Genomic DNA, 15,923 nt, shown 5'->3' with positions numbered 1-15,923 from the left:
CCGCAAGAGCCCGCGTTAGAAGAGCCGGACCGGGTTGACCACGTCCGCGACGATCACTAGGAGGCCAACGCCGAACAACAACGCGGCCATGGCGTAGGTCAGGGGCATCAGGGCCTGGTAGTTCACCGGCCCCCCGGCGGGCAGGCCACGCAGCCGCCGGAAAAAGTTGCGGAGCTTTTCGTAGGCGATGACCGCGATGTGCCCACCGTCGAGTGGCGGAAGCGGCACGAGATTGAACAGCGCTAAAAAGAAATTCAGCGACGCCAGCAGCGAGAAGAACACGGCCCACATGCTGCGTTTGGCAAGCTCGCCGCCCGCGACCGACGCGCCGACGACGCTGATCGGCCCCTCCGCGTCACGTTCGCCGCCGAAGATCGCTGTGACCACGCCGGGGATCTTCGCGGGGAACGATGCAAGCCCCTTCACGCTGGCCCACAGCATGTCGCCGCTGACCCGCAGGGTCGCCGGCACTGCCTCGGCGGGGCCGAAGCGTTTCATTGCGTCCGTAATCGGTGCGCTGGTCACGCCGAGGGCACCCGCGTCGTAGGTGCGACCGTCGGCGCCAATGCGGCGCACCGTATCGACCGGGATGTCGTACGTCCGCCGCGCACCGTTGCGCTCAATCGTCACGGCGACGGTCTGCCCGGGCCGCTCAAGAACGTACTCACGCACATCGAGGAATGTCGCCACCTCATGGCCGTCGATCCCCACGATCGTGTCCCCCGGCCGCACACCCGCCGCGCCAGCGGGGCCTTCCCCGGTGCAGTCCGCCAGCTTGTCGGCCGCGATCTGGTCGGCGGTGCACGTCACCTCACCGACCTTCGCGGAACGGTCCGCATACGGGTTCGGGATCCCAGCGGTCACCGCCAGCAAGTACATGATCAAAATGCCCAGCAGGAGGTTCATGATGATCCCGCCGCACATCACGACCACGCGCTGCCACGCGGGCTTGCGCCACATCGCGCGAGGCTCTTCCTCCGCGGTGAGCTCGTCCTGGCCGGTCATGCCCGCGATCTCGCAGAAGCCACCGAGCGGCACCGCGGCGATACCGTAGGTGGTCTCCCCCACCTTCTTCGACACCAGCGGCGGCCCAAACCCCACGAAGAAGCGCCGCACACGCATCCCAAACGCCTTCGCGGTGAGCATGTGCCCTGCCTCATGCAGCGCGATCGACGCAGTAATGCCGAGCGCAAAAAGCACCAGCCCGAGAATGAACATGCCCATAAACCTAGGTCAACACCCCCAGCACTTCGTGCGCTCGAGCACGAGCACGCTTCTCGACGGCCACCACTTCCTCAAACGTGCCCACCACCGTGGCGTATTCATCGGCGCCATTTAGGACTTCTGCCACGACATCAACGATCTGCGGGAAGTGAATCCGGCCAGACAGGAAAGCGGCCGCGGCTTCTTCATTAGCGGCGTTGTACACCGCCGGCATCGTCCCACCTGCGCGCACGGCTGCGCGGGCGAGGGAGACGGCGGGGAAGTTTTCGTCGTTAAGCGACTCGAACGTCCACTCCGAAGCGAACGATCCGGAAAAGTCGAGCGCGTGCTGAGCGTGCGCGACGCGGCGCGGCCACGCGAGCGCATGGGCGATGGGCATCTTCATCGACGGCGGGGATGCTTGCGCGATGGTGGCGCCATCGCAGAACGTGATCATCGAGTGGATGATGGATTGCGGGTGAACCGCAACGTCAATGATGTCGGGCGAGATACCGAAGAGGTACGTGGCCTCGATGAGCTCGAGCCCCTTGTTGACCAGCGTCGCGGAGTTGAGGGTGTTCATCTGGCCCATGTTCCACGTTGGGTGCTTGGCGGCTTGGTCTGGCGTGACGTCCCACATTTGCTCGCGGGTCTGGCCGCGGAACGGACCGCCTGAGGCCGTCAGGATGAAGCGGGAGATTTCCTCGCGGCGTCCGGCGCGCAGACACTGCGCCATGGCTGAGTGCTCCGAATCGACGGGCACGATCTCAGTGCCGGTGGCCCGAGCCTTGGCCAGAACGACGTCACCGCCGGCTACCAGCGACTCCTTGTTAGCCAGCGCGAGCATCGCGCCGGTGTCCAGCGTCGCAAGTGTCGACGCAAGACCCAAGGATCCGACGAGGGCGTTGAGGACCACGTCGGCCTCATGCTCGCGGACCAGCTGGGCGGCGGAATCCTCCCCCGCGATGACTGGGCCGCCGAGGGCGTGCGCAATGGTCTCCGCTGCGTCCGGCTTGGCCACCGCTACCGCGCCTGGGCTCAGGTTCAGCTCGCGGGCCTGCGCGATTATCGCCTGCGGGTCGGAGCCTGCCGCCGCGATCCCGATTACCTCGAACTGGTCGGGGTTGTCCGCCATGACCTCCAGGGCCTGAGTGCCAATCGAGCCCGTGGAACCGAGGACAAGCACGCGGCGCCTTCCCGCCCCTGCGTTCTGCGCGTCGCGCGCATCATTCACACCATTCACACCCGCTCATCCTAGTTCGGGGGCAAACTATCGGATGTGTGGGTCGGATTGGTGGGGGAACAATCGTCGAAAAGCGTGCGCATGTGACAGAATTAAGACATCTGTTTTTGCTGAGACCCCATTAGGACCCTAAAGGAGCAGCCAGTGAGCGCACATTCCCTCAAAGAACCTGAGGTGTACAACGGTGTTTCCGAGGCGGACGTACCGTCCGCACGCTTCGGCTGGAGCGAACTGACGCCGAAGACCATCCAGATCGCGGGCTGGATCTCCGTGATTTTCCTGGTTGCATACCACTTTGGTAACCACCAAGGCCATGTTGAGACCATTTGGTTGATCGCCATCGCTGCTGTCATCGCGCTTGGTCTGATTCTTTTTGCTATCCGCCCGGAGCTCAAGCAGGTCACCACGGTGACCGCCCACAACAAGCCCGTTGGCTACGAGGAGCAGGACTGGACCTACCTGCAGGCCACCGCTACCGGCCCGTACGCTGAGCTGACTGACTCGCAGCTGCGTTCGCTGAACATCGAGCCTTCCCGCGTCGAGCACCTCCGCGTGCTGCCTGACGCATCCCGCTCGACGACGACCGTTGCAAAGTAATCAAGATTCGCACCTTGACTTGGGCTAGAACTTAAGCCTGGGTGTAGCCCTAGGCTCAGCGTCCGTTCAGCTCAGCGCTGGCGGCCGCGCGTGGCGTTTCGCGCGCCGAGCCCCCTCACGCAGATCCTAGGACGGATCTTCGGCGAGGGGGCTTAATACTGCTCTGGGCGGTTTAGACGCTCGCCTTTTCATCGGCCGCGAGCTGCCCGCAGGCCGCAGCGATCTCTTGGCCCTTGGTGTCGCGGACGGTGCAGGTGACGCCCTGGGCGATGACGCGGCGGACGAACTCGTCCTGGCGTTCGCGCGGCGAGGCGTCCCATTTCGACCCTGGCGTTGGGTTCAACGGAATCAGGTTCACGTGAACGAGCGGCCCCAGGGCCTTGTGCAGCTTCTCTCCAAGCATGTCAGCTCGGAAGTCGTGGTCGTTGATGTCGCGGATGAGCGCATACTCGATGGACACGCGGCGACCGGTTTTGTCCGCGTAGTAGCGCGATGCGTCAAGAACGTCGGCCACGGTGAAGCGGTTGTTCATGGGCACGAGTTCGTCGCGGAGTTCGTCGTCGGGCGTGTGCAAGGAGACGGCGAGGGTGACGCCGAGTTCTTCGTCGGCAAGCTTGCGGATGGCGGGCGCCAGCCCCACGGTCGACACCGTGACGTTGCGGCGCGAAATTCCGAAGCCGGTCGGCGAGGGCTCCGTGATCTGCTTGACGGCGGACACGACGCGGTTGTAGTTCGCCAGGGGCTCCCCCATGCCCATGAACACCACGTTGGTCAGCCGCCCGCCTTCGGCTTCCATCATCGCGGCGGCTTCGCGCACTTGGTCGACGATTTCCGCGGTGGACAGGTTCCGGTCGAGTCCGCCCTGGCCAGTCGCGCAGAACGGGCAGGCCATTCCGCAGCCAGCCTGGGAGGAAATACACAGCGTCGCGCGGCCCGGGTAGCGCATGAGCACGGACTCAAGCAGGATACCGTCGTGGAGGCGCCACAGTGTCTTCGTGGTGTCGCCGTCATCGGTTTGGACTGTGCGGATCGGGGTGAGTAGCTTCGGAAACAGCGCGTCGGCCACGAGTTCGCGTTGAGCGGCGGGCAGGTCCGTCATCGTTGACGGGTCGGCTTCAAAACGGCCGTAGTAGTGGCGCGCAATTTGGTCGGCGCGGAACTTCGGCAGCCCAAGGTCGCCCAGGGCGGTGATGCGCTCCTCCGGCGTGAGGTCAGCGAAATGCTTCGGCGGCATGCCGCGTTTGGGCGCAAGGAGATTAATTTTGGGAAAATCGCTCATGACGTGCCCCATTGTCGCACGTCCGCGGGCGCAGGGCGAATCCTAAAGGCTCCGCATGCTTATCGACGACCCCTACACCACCACAAAGTTCATCACCAGCCACGTCGCGGCCGCGGCGGGCAGGATTCCGTCGACGCGGTCCATGATGCCGCCGTGGCCGGGCAGCAGGGCTGACATGTCTTTGATGCCCAGTTCGCGCTTGAACTGGCTCTCCACCAGGTCACCGAACGTGGCGCACACGACAATAGCCAGTCCGAAGATGAGCCCCGCCCACCAATCGGTGTGCAGAAGATACGTGCCGGTCAGGATGCCGGTGACGGATCCCAACAGGACTGACCCAGCGAAACCTTCCCAGGATTTCTTCGGGCTCACCGCGGGCACCATGGGGTGCGAGCCGAACATCACGCCGGCCGCGTATCCCCCGACGTCATTGGCCACGACGCACGCGATGAACGTGATGATGAAGTAGCTGCCGGTGACCTCCCCCGAGTGCAGGCGCGAAATCATCGCCGCGAAGGACCCGAACAATCCGATCCACATCAGCACGTAGATCATGATGGAGGTGTCGCGCACATAGTTGCGCGGAGCCACATTGCGCCCGTGGGAGAACAGGCGCGAGAACATGAGCAGCAACACGCTCAGCGTCGATGTGGCCACGAGCCCGCGGTACCCAAACGGCCACGTGGACACAATCATGGAGATCCCCAGCACGATCACGGCGAACCGGTACACGTAGTACCCGTTTTCGCGCAGCCGCGTGAGCGTTTCCCACATGCCAAGCCCAGCGACGACGCACACGACCGGATACCACATCGCCGGTCCCACGTACATGGCCACCAACACCAGTGCGCCCAGCACCAGCGCTGTCCCGATCGCTTGAGGAAGATTGCGTCCCGCGGAGTTCTTCGGCTTAAGGTGGTCACGTTTGCGGCGTCGCGCAGCGGCCCCGTCCCCCGGGGCGCCTTCGTTGGGTCCGGAGGACCCAACGCCGTCGATAAGCGTGTGCTCTTCCGTCATGATCGCAGGAGGTTAGACCTCCATGAGCTCCTCTTCCTTCTTGGACACCAGCGAGTCGATCTGCTCAACGTACTTCGCCGTGGTCTTGTCCAGCTCCTTCTCGGCTGCGGTGACCTCATCCTCGCCGGCGTCGCCGTCTTTCTGGATCTTCTTCAGCGCTTCCATGCCGTGGCGGCGGACGTTGCGGATGGCGATCTTGCCGTCCTCGCCCTTGCCCTTGGCCTGCTTGACCAGGTCGCGGCGGCGCTCCTCGGTGAGCTGCGGGATGGTCACGCGCAGCACCTGGCCGTCATTGGTGGGGTTGACGCCGAGGTCGGAGTTGCGGATCGCGTTCTCAATCTCGTTCATGGTGGACTGATCAAACGGCTTGATCAGCAGCATGCGTGGCTCCGGCACGGAAACGGTAGCCATCTGGTTGATCGGGGTCGGTGCGCCGTAGAAGTCGGCCATGACGTGGTTGAACATGGAGGGGTTCGCGCGGCCGGTGCGGATTGTCACCAACTCACTGCGGGTGTGTTCCACGGAGTTGGTCATGCGCTCTTCGGCGTCGAGCAGTACGTCATCGATCATTTTTCACGCGTCCTTTGGGTCTCGCTTGTCTGACATCACTAACGTACCAGCGGGCCGCATGCTTATCGACGATTCCCTTGCCCCACCGTTTACGGCCCGCAGCGCTCCGGGATGTACTTGTCTCCGCCGATCGACTGCTTGAGTGCTTCGTCGATCTTCTCCGCGTACAGACGTTGGCCGGCGGGGCCGGGGTGAATCCCATCCTCGCCCAGCAGTGTGGGGTCGACGCCAGCTGCGTTGCACCAGTCCGCGACGTAGACGTTGGGGTACTCGCGGGCTTTCTCGAAGATTTCTTGTTGGGCTGGCGGCATCCATTCGCGGTTGCCGTAGGGCGTGACAAGGACGATCACGCGGTCGGGGCCGATGCGGCGGAGGATGTTGTCCATCAGCTCGGTGTCGCCGGCGCCGTCGGACTGGCCGTTCGTACCGAACCCGAGGACGACGTACTTGCGCAGCAGGCCCTGGGCTTCGAATTCGTCGAGCAAGCGGGGCACGACGGTGTAGTGGCGCGAGACCTCGCCGTCGACGTAGATGCCCGGGAAGCGTTCCGAGAGCGCTTCGCTGGAGGCGAGCATGACCGAGTCGCCAATGGCGACGATGTTCGTTCCGACAAGCTCTTCCTTCGCCTTTTCTTCGCGTTCCGCTTGGCGTCTGGCCTCTTCGATCGCGCGCGCCTTGGCCTCTTCCTGGGCTTGACGCTGCTGCTCTTGCTTCTCCGTGAGTTCGCGCTCGAGCTTGGTCTGCGTGGGGGCGAAAATCAGCGCAGCAACGGTGGCCAATGCGACGATAGACGCGGTGATCATAGAGGGGATCCTCGTCGATGCGTCGGCACGCGGGCCGAAGATGGGGCCAAGGGTCTTCTTGTACCCGCGGCGTCGGAAGGGCTCCTCGATGTAGGTGAACGTGAGCTCAGCGAACGCGAGCGATAAAGCGAGTGACAGCAAGCCCGCGAAGAGGTGCGCGTCGCCCCAGCCGAGGTTGTTGAACAGCTCGACGGTAAACACGAACGCTGGCCAGTGCCACAGGTAAAGACTGAAAGAGATGTCGCCGAGATGGCGCAGCACCTGGTTTTCAAAGATCGGGTTGAGGTATCGGTTGCCCTTGATGACGCCCCTGATGACCACGGCCGTGAGAATCGACGCGAGGAACAGCCCGCCGCGGTAGGTCACGGCAGCGGTATCCGACATGAATAGCATCAAGCCGATCAAGCCGATGAGCGCCAGAAGTTCCGGCACCGCGGCCCGGCTCGGGTAGCCAGCGATTGAGGGGCGCCTCGACCAGATGATGTTCTCATTGCGCACGCGCACGAGCCAGACGGCAAGCGCCGCACCGGTGAGAAGACCGAAGGCGTGAGTGTCCGTGCCGTAGTAGACGCGGGTCGGGTCTTCGATGGGTTTATAGACCGTGATCATCCAGAGGAAAGATCCCACCGCACCGGCCATGCAGATCGCAGCGAGGCGGTGTAGTTTGTCCACTCCCAACCACGCGGTCAGCCCGATGATGATCAGCGGCCACAGAACGTAGAACTGTTCTTCCACCGCCAGCGACCAATAGTGCGCAAACAACTCAGGCGTGGAGAAATACGATTGCGCGGCAAAAATCTGCCCCCAGTTGTTCACGAAGAACGCCGTGGTGAAGAACTGCCTGGGTAGACCCACCGTGGCATCGCCGCGAATAACCCACGCCAGGGCGGTGCAGATGACCAGCACCGTGATCGCCGCGGGCAGGATACGTCTGGCGCGTTTCAGCCAGAAATGTTTCAGGCTGATTGCCCCGCCGGAGACGCGCTCACGGACCAGCAAAGAAGTAATGAGGAACCCGGAGAGGACAAAGAAAATGTCCACGCCGAGATACCCGCCGGGCAGCGTGAGCCCGAACACTGTAGGCGGAAAGAGGTGGTAAATCACCACCGCGGCGACCGCCAGTCCGCGAATCCCGTCTAAACCGGGGACGCGCGGAATAAGGCCCCGGCGGTGCCGGGGCCCAACTGGGATCACGCTAGTAGCCATGTGGCCAAAGATTACTCCACGAGAGTACCGATGCGCTCACCGCGTACCGCTCGCGCGATATTTCCATCCTTAAGCAGGTTGAACACCAAGATTGGCATGTTGTTATCCATGCAGAGGCTGAACGCAGTTGCATCAGCCACCTTCAGTCCGCGCTCGATGACCTCGCGCGGGGTGATCTCCGTGTAGAGCTCCGCGTCCGGGTTCGTGCGCGGGTCGTCGGAATAGACGCCGTCTACGCCCTTGGCCATGAGGAGGACCTCGCAGCCGATTTCGAGGGCGCGCTGGGCGGCCGTCGTATCCGTCGAGAAGTAAGGCATGCCCATGCCCGCACCGAAAATGACCACGCGGCCCTTTTCCAAGTGACGGGCTGCGCGCAGCGGCAGGTACGGCTCCGCGATCTGGGCCATGTTGATGGCGGTCTGAACACGGCAATCCACGCCGCGCTGCTGCAAGAAGTCCTGCAGAGCGAGGCAGTTCATGACCGTGCCGAGCATGCCCATGTAATCCGAGCGCGCGCGGTCCATTCCGCGCTGCTGCAGCTCAGCACCGCGGAAGAAGTTTCCGCCACCGATTACAACAGCGATCTGCGTTCCAGTGGCAGCGACCTCCGCGATCTGGGAGGCCACGTTGTCCACCACATCTGGGTCAACGCCGACGGTGCCGCCACCAAACATCTCGCCGCCCAGCTTGAGCATGACGCGCTTGTATGGGCTGCGCTGCGGGGTAGTCATATCTACCACCGTGGATTACTGCTGGCCGACTTCGTAGCGAACGAAGTCGGTGATGGTCAGGCCGTTCTCCTCAGCGAACTGCTTGACGGTCTTCTTGGAGTCAGCCAGGGACGGCTGCTCAAGCAGGACGACGTCCTTGAAGAAGCCACCCAGGCGGCCTTCGACGATCTTCTGGATCGCTGCTTCCGGCTTGCCTTCGTTGCGGGTGATCTCTTCCTGGACTGCGCGCTCCTTCTCCACGACGTCAGCCGGGACGGACTCCTTGTCCAAGAAGCGAGCCTTCATAGCAGCGATCTGCAGTGCAACCTGGTGCGCAGCAGCCTTCGCCTCGTCGCCCTCGCCAGTGTAGGCAACCAGCACGCCCACTGCCGGCGGAAGGTCCGCGGCCTTCTGGTGCAGGTAGACCTCAATGTTGTCGCCCTCGATGGTGGTGGCGCGGCGAAGCTCGAGCTTCTCGCCGATCTTGGCGGAGAGTGCCTGCAGAACGTCAGCAGCGGTCTGGCCGTTGACGTCAGCTTTAGCCAGCTCCTCCGGGGTGTTTGCCTTTGCGGCAGCGGCACCGGCAGCGATCTGGTCTGCGATCTGCTTGAACTCGTCGTTCTTAGCAACGAAGTCGGTCTCGGAGTTGATCTCAACGATCGTGTTGCCAGAAACAGCAACGAGGCCCTCGAGAGCGTTGCGCTCAGCGCGCTTGCCCACGTCCTTCGCACCCTTGATGCGCAGGATCTCAACGGCCTTGTCGAAGTCACCAGCGGACTCCTCCAGGGCCTTCTTGCAGTCGAGCATGCCGGAGCCAGTGGTCTCACGCAGCTTCTTAACGTCAGCAGCGGTGTAGTTCGCCATAGTTGGGCGATCCTCCTCCATAGGAAAGGTTGTTGAAACTAAAAGTTCGTCGGACAGTTCACCACAGTAGTTGACCCGCCTGCGTCAGGCAGGGTAAGTCGTGGCGGTAATGCCGGCCTGTCCGCACCGGCACGGTTAAGCACCGTAAAGCGGCCGTAAAGCGACAGTAACGCGGCGCTAAAGACAATCATGGGGCGATCAATGATCGCCCCATGCAGGTTGTCTTAGACCGGGTCTACGTCGTTCTCCGGGGAGTCAACGTTTTCCACGGCAGCAGCCGCAGCGTCGTCAGCCGGAGCGGTGGCCTTGTCTGCCTCAGCGGCAGCCGGGGTTTCCGGTGCGCCTGGGGCAGCAGCCTGCTCGTTTGCCTCGGTCTGCGCGACAGCTGCGATCACGTCGTCGCTATCAGCGCCAGCGCCAGCAGCTGCGTTGACCTCATCGATGCCCTCAGCCTGAGCACCCTCAGCCTGGCCAGCTGCAGCCTGGCCGTCGCCAGCAGCGTTGCGTGCAGCAGCCAGCTGACGCTCTTCGCGTGCCTGCTTACCAGCGATGACAGCCTCACCGACGATGCGGGTCAGAAGCTTCACGGAGCGGATTGCGTCATCGTTGCCCGGGATCGGGTAGTTGACCTGATCCGGGTCGCAGTTGGTGTCCAGGATGGCAACAACCGGGATGCGCAGCTTCTCAGCCTCTGCAACCGCGATGTGCTCCTTGTTGGTGTCCACGATCCAGAGGGCAGACGGAGCCTTGGTCATGTCAGAGATGCCGCCGAGAACGCGCTCAAGCTTGGTGCGCTCGCGGGTCAGCATGAGGATTTCCTTCTTGCCGCGGCCTGCGTAGCCGTCCTCGGCTGCGTCCATGGCCTGGAGTTCCTTCATGCGGGCCAGACGCTTGGACACGGTCTGGAAGTTGGTCAGCATACCGCCGAGCCAGCGGTGGTTGACGTACGGCATGCCCACGCGCTCGGCCTCTTCCTGGACCGGCTCTTGGGCTTGCTTCTTGGTACCCACGAACAAGATGGTGCCGCCGTGTGCGACGGTCTCCTTCACAAACTCGTAGGCCTCGTCGATGTAGGTCAGAGTCTGCTGCAGGTCGATGATGTAGATGCCGTTGCGGTCGGTGAAGATGAAACGGCGCATTTTCGGGTTCCAACGACGCGTCTGGTGGCCAAAGTGCACACCAGCGTCGAGGAGTTCACGCATGGTCACAACTGCCATGGGAAGTCTCTCCTTGGGGATAAAAGTGTTCGGTTACATGAAAAATCGTGCGGGTTTTGCCCGCACCCTAGCGACGAGTCGAGCCCACGCCCCCAAGAAGTCCAAGAAGAAGTCCAAGCACTTGAGGGACCGGAGCGAACCCGACACCACGCCGCACCACAACCCCGGACCACAATTGGCCCAATCTCATGGTGTGACCTGGCATTTTCGCCGCGCGTAGTCAGCGCACCAACCCAGCGACTAGGGCCCTATAGAACGGTCCTATAGAACTGCATGCCGCCGGATAAGCACACTGCTGGGCGTTAGTGTAGTGCCAACCAGGGGTTTCAACCAATTTGCCACGCGAGCTCGCAGGCGAACCGCGATGCGCCGTTGCGCACGGCCGCAGTTATCCACAGGCAAGCCCGAATTCCACAGGCCGGGCGGCACCTGCCAGCGGACACGCAGAAAGTTCGTCATTATGTGCGCATGAAAACTTCTCAGCACCGTATTTTCGTCATTCTTAGATCGGCCGTCGCGACGCTGGCCGCAGCGGTCGTCGTGGCCGTCGCAACGCCACTGCATTCCGGGCCGCAGGCGGCTGCGTATGTCAACCCGGCGACTGGTTCCCCATACGCAAGCGGGGTGATTAGGGCCCCGGATATCCCCGAGCGCAATTGGATGCCCGGCCACCGTGGAGTGGATCTCGCAGCCGCCCCTGGGGCCACGGTCCGTGCAGCGGGTGAGGGCGAAGTCGCCTTCGTCGGCACGGTCGTTGGTGTCCCCACCGTGTCTATCGTTCACCCGGACGGAATCCGCACGACGTACCAACCGGTCCATGCGTCAGTGAAGAAGGGCGACCGGGTGGACGAGGGCTCCCCCATCGGCACGCTCGGTCACCCCTTCGGAAGAAACATTGGGCTGCAATGGGGCGCCCTCATTGCCAAAGACACGTACATCAATCCGCTGAGTTTGCTCGCAGAGCCCAGAATCCGCCTCAAACCGGTTGACTAAAAGGGCAGCGGAAACGGCGCGATTAGGCCCGCGGATGGGCTTGGTCATACACGGCTTTCAGGCGCGAGGTGGACACGTGAGTGTAGATCTGCGTCGTTTGCAGTGAGGAGTGCCCCAGCAGCTCCTGCACGACGCGCAGGTCAGCCCCGCCTTCTAGCATGTGGGTGGCGGCGCTGTGGCGCAGGGCGTGCGGGCTCAACCGACCATCGCCCGTGCGCTGCGATGCCTTGTCGACGACACGACGCACCACGCGCTGATCAATCCGCTTCCCCCGGGAGCCCACGAACAGGGCGTGCCCCGCGTCAGGGCCGCTAAGTTCCCCGCGGCGTTCGCGCCACGCGCGTACCGCTTCGGCCGCGTCTTCACCGAACGGCACCACGCGTTGCTTATTGCCCTTCCCCGTCACGCGGGCAACGCGGCGATCTACGTCCACGTCCTCGACATCGAGGGATACGAGCTCCGCCACGCGCATGCCCGTTGCGTAGAGCAACTCCAGCATGGCGCGGTCGCGCAGGGCTTCGACGGGATGCTCGTCGTCGTTGATCTCCGCCTGAACCAGCTCGCTCGCTCGCGCGGGACTCACCACCTCGGGCAGGTGCCGTGAGTTTTTCGGCGTAACCAGCCGCGCGGCAACGTCACTGTCGATGTAGCCGCGCTGAAACGCCCACGATGAAAAAGAACGTGCCGCAGCGGTCCGCCGGGCTAGGGTTGACCGGGCGAGGCCGCGCGACACGCCGTCAGCAAGCCAACTGCGCAGCGTCAACAGCGTGAACTGATCAAACGTGGGCGCGAACTCAACCAGGGTGAGTAGGTCTGACGTGTAGCCCTTCACGGTCGCCGGCGAGCGGCCTTTGACCAAAAGCGCGTGGTCAGCGAAGTCTTCGATCGCCGCTTTAAGCTGAGCATCGCTTAACGACGCTCCATCTGTCCCGGTATCTGCCACACCTCGAGAGTAATGCGTTGTCTTAGGTTCGCTTCCACACTTCTGCCTCGCGTGTCACGATGCCTCGTTTGGACAGGTCCACGAGGAGGTGGACGGTTAGGCCGATGGTGAGCCCAGCGCGGGCTGCGACGGCCTCCGCAGTTGAACCACCGTAGTCCTTCTGTGGCAACGAGTCGTAGACGCGGAGCTCGTTGCGCGACAAGCTCTGGATGAGGTCGCCGGCGAAATCGAGTTCAATCTGAGCGTCTGAATCCACCGTGCCGATGGGGCTCAGGAGTTCATGGATGTGGTTCGCGGAAAGAACCATCGCAGCGCGGGCATCCCTGATCGCCAGGTTGGTTCCCATCGACCCCGGCCCGGTGATCGGCCCAGGCACGGCCATGGTGACGCGGCCGAAGTCATTGGCCCACGACAGCGTGTTCAGTGCACCGGAACGAAAGGCTGCTTCCACGATGACGCTGCCCTGGGTTAGTGCGGCGACGAGCCGGTTGCGCGTGAGGAAGCGGTGCCTGTCCGGGGTCATGCCGGGAGGGTATTCGGTGATCAAAGCCCCGCCGTTGTCGGCAATCCGTTCAAACAGCCCGTGGTTGCGTTTGGGGTAGGTGACTCCGGGACCGCAGGCGGCGACTGCGATCGTCGGCACGCATGCGGCGAGCGCCGCTTCATGCGCTATCGTGTCAACCCCCAGGGCTCCGCCGGAGACGATCGAATAGTGCTGCTTCGCCAGCCCATGCACCAGTTCGGATGTGGCAACGCGCCCGTAATCGGAAATCGCGCGGGTTCCCACGAACGCGACAGATTGCGCGCACAGCCCCGCTAGGTCCGTGGCGCCTTTCACCCACAGGACATGCGGTGCCACAGCGTTGGGGCGGTTGGCGTCGCTGACCTCCCCGCTTTCTTCCCGCATCCGGTAGTTGCCAAAGGCGAAGCGGAGCTGTTCCGACGGCCAGCCGGGGCTTTCCGGTGTGAGCAGGCTGTACCCGGCGTTGTGGGCGGTCTCAAGGTCCTCCGCTGGCCGATCCCAGGCGTAGCGGGACTCAGTCGCATTGGCCAGCCGACCAATCCACGTGGCCCGAGTTCTCACGCCGTGGGCAATTTCTTCTGCCGTGCGTCCCGCTGCCAGCAGGGCTTGGAGGTCACGGGAGGGGCCTTCGATAACGCGGCCGAGGTACGCCCAGGCCTTATTCGTCGTGGTTGAAGCAGGTGTAGTCATGCCAGCACCCCCTGCCCTGCCCCGCTGCGCAGCTCCATGGCTTGGGCCACGTGGTCGATCGTTGGTTGCGGCGACGCGCCAAGGTCAGCGATCGTCCACGACAGCTTCAACACGCGGTCAACGCCGCGTTGGGTAAGGTCCGTGCCGCTCAGCTGCGCAGACAGGTAGGCCATCGCGGATTCGGTCGCCGGGAAATGGCGGCGCAAGAGCGCTGATTCGACCCGCGCGTTGGTGGAGGCATCCACCCCGGCGCCACCCCACCGGTAGGCAGCGCGTTCGCGGGCGTCGGCTACCCGCTGCGCGATCACGGCCGACGGTTCCGCGTCAGCGGCGTTAATGATCGCGCCCACCGACGTCGTGCGCAGCGTGATATCAATGCGGTCCCGCAACGGCCCAGAGATGTTGCGCAGGTAATTCTGCCGCTCGCTCGAGGTGCAGGAACACCGCGCGGCATCCTCGGCACCGCACGAACACAGATTCGCCGCCAACACCAGCTGAAAATGCGCCGGGTAGCGGATTTCTCGTCGGTTGCGAATCAGGGAAACTTCACCGTTTTCTAAAGGAATGCGCAGCGCGTCGAGGGTCGCCGGGGCGTTCTCACTGGCCTCGTCTAGAAACAGCACGCCATTGTGCGCCCTGCTCACAGCACCCGGCCGCGGGGCGCCCGATCCCCCGCCAATCAGCGCCACCCGGGTGAGCGACGGGTGCGGCGCCACGAACGGCGCGGTGCGAATGACACTACCGGTCCCCTCACCGGACACGGAGTGGATCGCGGTCGCTTCCACCATTTGCCGCGGCGAAAGCGGCGGCAAAATCGACGGCAGCCTCTGCGCCAACATCGACTTGCCTGAGCCCGGCGCGCCCAACATCATCATGTGGTGTCCGCCCGCCGCGGCAACTTCGCACGCCCACCGCGCGTGATCGTTGCCCGCGATGTCCGCGAAATCCAGTCCCGCCCCCATCTGCGTGCCTATTCGCGCGGTGGCGCGTCCCGCCGCGGCCCCGTCGTCACAGTCCAGCGCTTGGGAAACGGTGGGGAGGTCGCGTTGCCCGATCGCCCACTCCCACACGTCGGTAAGCGTGCGCGCTACGCGTATCGACGGCGAGTCAACCAACTCCGCCTCCGCCGCGTTCTCCAGCGGAATGATGATGGTCTCGGCGGAATCGATACCGCACATCAGTATTTGTAAGATGCCGTCCACGCGGCGCAACTGCCCGGCCAAACCAAGCTCCCCAACGATCATCGCGCTCTCCAGACGACGTTCCGCGCGCGGGTCCATGCTGGCAATGACCGCCACCGCGATGGGGAGATCAAAATGCGATCCGGATTTCGGCAGGTTCGCCGGGGACAATGACACCATGATCTTGGTCCGCGGCCACGGCAGCTGGGAATTCGCTACTGCGGTACGGATCCGGTCCCGCGATTCGCGCACTGCGGCATCGCCTAACCCCACGATGTGCATGCCCGGCAGCCCCGGCCCCACGTTGGCCTCCACGGTGATCGTGTGGGCCGCGATCCCCTCGACCGCGGCCGCTGAAGTACTAGCAAGAGCCATCGTCGACTCCTTGGAAAACTCGCAGCTGCGCATGGTCATCGTGGTCGCGGATGAGGACCTCGACCACGTCAAACCTCACGTCGACAAGCGGCTTGCCCCTCAGCCACTCGGCGGCGACCTTGCGCATGCGCGCCATCTTGCGGTGCGATACCGACTCGACCGTGCCAAATCCTCGGCCGCGTCGCGTTTTCACCTCCACGAACACGACGTTTGCTGGCCCCGACCCCGGATCCGACCCGACGATCAGATCGATTTCTCCGGCCTTGCTTCTGTAGTTAGCGTCGATAAGCTTAAAGCCCCCGTCCTCATAGAATTGCCGGGCGATGCGCTCCCCCGTAACCCCAAGGTCGGCTGTGTGCGTGCTCATACGTATGTCCTTTCACTGTTAGATCTGTCGCGCGCCCCGCGCACAGCGCGTCAGGTTGGCGCAAGGCGTCTAACAGTTGGACTCCAAAACTGGCCCCCAGGTTCCATCGACGGCATAAAAAATTCCCGCCGGCGGGACCGTG

At 63.5% G+C, this 15,923-nt stretch carries 15 protein-coding genes; 2 read left to right on the top strand and 13 right to left on the bottom strand.

Annotated features, from left to right (window positions below; all coding sequences use genetic code 11):
• Positions 1-15: 15 nt before the first annotated feature.
• Both CAQUA_RS04360 and dxr read right to left on the bottom strand, forming a co-directional pair.
• Positions 16-1,224, bottom strand: coding sequence for a M50 family metallopeptidase (locus CAQUA_RS04360; RefSeq protein WP_196824347.1), 1,209 nt, complete (start codon positions 1,222-1,224; stop codon positions 16-18).
• Between the two features lie 4 nt (positions 1,225-1,228).
• The gene (gene dxr / locus CAQUA_RS04355) at positions 1,229-2,338 is read right to left on the bottom strand and encodes a 1-deoxy-D-xylulose-5-phosphate reductoisomerase (protein ID WP_231375826.1); all 1,110 of its coding nucleotides are present in this window, start codon (positions 2,336-2,338) and stop codon (positions 1,229-1,231) included.
• A gap of 252 nt (positions 2,339-2,590) precedes the next feature.
• On the opposite strand from dxr, the gene CAQUA_RS04350 reads away from it, so the two are divergent.
• A complete protein-coding gene (locus CAQUA_RS04350) occupies positions 2,591-3,043 on the top strand; it encodes a DUF2631 domain-containing protein (protein ID WP_196824348.1) in 453 nt (150 codons plus the stop codon).
• 172 nt (positions 3,044-3,215) lie between these two features.
• On the opposite strand, the gene rlmN is transcribed toward CAQUA_RS04350, so the two are convergent.
• The 7 genes from rlmN to rpsB all read right to left on the bottom strand — a co-directional run bounded on the left by rlmN (position 3,216) and on the right by rpsB (position 10,709).
• Entirely contained in the window at positions 3,216-4,322 is a 1,107-nt protein-coding gene (gene rlmN / locus CAQUA_RS04345; RefSeq protein WP_196824349.1) for a dual-specificity RNA methyltransferase RlmN, read from the bottom strand.
• A 72-nt stretch (positions 4,323-4,394) separates the two neighbouring features.
• On the bottom strand, positions 4,395-5,339 hold the full coding sequence (locus CAQUA_RS04340) for a phosphatidate cytidylyltransferase (protein WP_196824350.1): 945 nt from the start codon (positions 5,337-5,339) through the stop codon (positions 4,395-4,397).
• A 12-nt stretch (positions 5,340-5,351) separates the two neighbouring features.
• Positions 5,352-5,909: a ribosome recycling factor gene (gene frr / locus CAQUA_RS04335; RefSeq protein WP_196824351.1), complete on the bottom strand. Its 558-nt coding sequence runs from the start codon at positions 5,907-5,909 to the stop codon at positions 5,352-5,354.
• 89 nt (positions 5,910-5,998) lie between these two features.
• Positions 5,999-7,918, bottom strand: coding sequence for an acyltransferase family protein (locus CAQUA_RS04330; protein WP_196824352.1), 1,920 nt, complete (start codon positions 7,916-7,918; stop codon positions 5,999-6,001).
• A gap of 11 nt (positions 7,919-7,929) precedes the next feature.
• Positions 7,930-8,649 carry a UMP kinase gene (gene pyrH, locus CAQUA_RS04325; protein ID WP_196824353.1) on the bottom strand — a complete coding sequence of 240 codons (720 nt, stop codon included), beginning with the start codon at positions 8,647-8,649 and terminating at the stop codon, positions 7,930-7,932.
• A gap of 15 nt (positions 8,650-8,664) precedes the next feature.
• Positions 8,665-9,492 carry a translation elongation factor Ts gene (tsf, locus tag CAQUA_RS04320; RefSeq protein ID WP_196824354.1) on the bottom strand — a complete coding sequence of 276 codons (828 nt, stop codon included), beginning with the start codon at positions 9,490-9,492 and terminating at the stop codon, positions 8,665-8,667.
• Between the two features lie 224 nt (positions 9,493-9,716).
• Positions 9,717-10,709, bottom strand: a complete 993-nt coding sequence (gene rpsB / locus CAQUA_RS04315) for a 30S ribosomal protein S2 (RefSeq protein ID WP_196824355.1) — start codon at positions 10,707-10,709, stop codon at positions 9,717-9,719.
• 468 nt (positions 10,710-11,177) lie between these two features.
• Between rpsB and CAQUA_RS04310 the strand changes: the two genes are divergently transcribed.
• Positions 11,178-11,702 carry a M23 family metallopeptidase gene (locus tag CAQUA_RS04310; protein ID WP_196824356.1) on the top strand — a complete coding sequence of 175 codons (525 nt, stop codon included), beginning with the start codon at positions 11,178-11,180 and terminating at the stop codon, positions 11,700-11,702.
• Positions 11,703-11,724: 22 nt separating this feature from the next.
• Here the strand turns inward: CAQUA_RS04310 and CAQUA_RS04305 are convergent, their stop codons facing one another.
• Genes CAQUA_RS04305 through CAQUA_RS04290 form a run of 4 tightly spaced genes read right to left on the bottom strand, consistent with a single transcriptional unit; the run spans position 11,725 to position 15,781 of the window.
• Positions 11,725-12,645 (bottom strand): tyrosine recombinase XerC, encoded by a 921-nt coding sequence (locus CAQUA_RS04305; protein WP_196824357.1) that lies wholly within the window; start codon positions 12,643-12,645, stop codon positions 11,725-11,727.
• A gap of 22 nt (positions 12,646-12,667) precedes the next feature.
• The gene (locus CAQUA_RS04300) at positions 12,668-13,858 is read right to left on the bottom strand and encodes a DNA-processing protein DprA (RefSeq protein ID WP_196824358.1); all 1,191 of its coding nucleotides are present in this window, start codon (positions 13,856-13,858) and stop codon (positions 12,668-12,670) included.
• Positions 13,855-15,414, bottom strand: coding sequence for a YifB family Mg chelatase-like AAA ATPase (locus CAQUA_RS04295; RefSeq protein ID WP_196824359.1), 1,560 nt, complete (start codon positions 15,412-15,414; stop codon positions 13,855-13,857). Before CAQUA_RS04295 ends, CAQUA_RS04300 begins: the two co-directional genes overlap by 4 nt.
• Positions 15,401-15,781, bottom strand: a complete 381-nt coding sequence (locus tag CAQUA_RS04290; protein WP_196824360.1) for a YraN family protein — start codon at positions 15,779-15,781, stop codon at positions 15,401-15,403. The genes CAQUA_RS04295 and CAQUA_RS04290 overlap by 14 nt, the downstream gene beginning before the upstream one ends.
• Positions 15,782-15,923: the final 142 nt, after the last annotated feature.

This window comes from Corynebacterium aquatimens, assembly GCF_030408395.1.
Taxonomy (GTDB): domain Bacteria; phylum Actinomycetota; class Actinomycetes; order Mycobacteriales; family Mycobacteriaceae; genus Corynebacterium; species Corynebacterium aquatimens.
The sequence above is the reverse complement of the archived record's forward strand: the minus strand, read 5'-3'. Positions and strand labels throughout refer to the sequence as shown.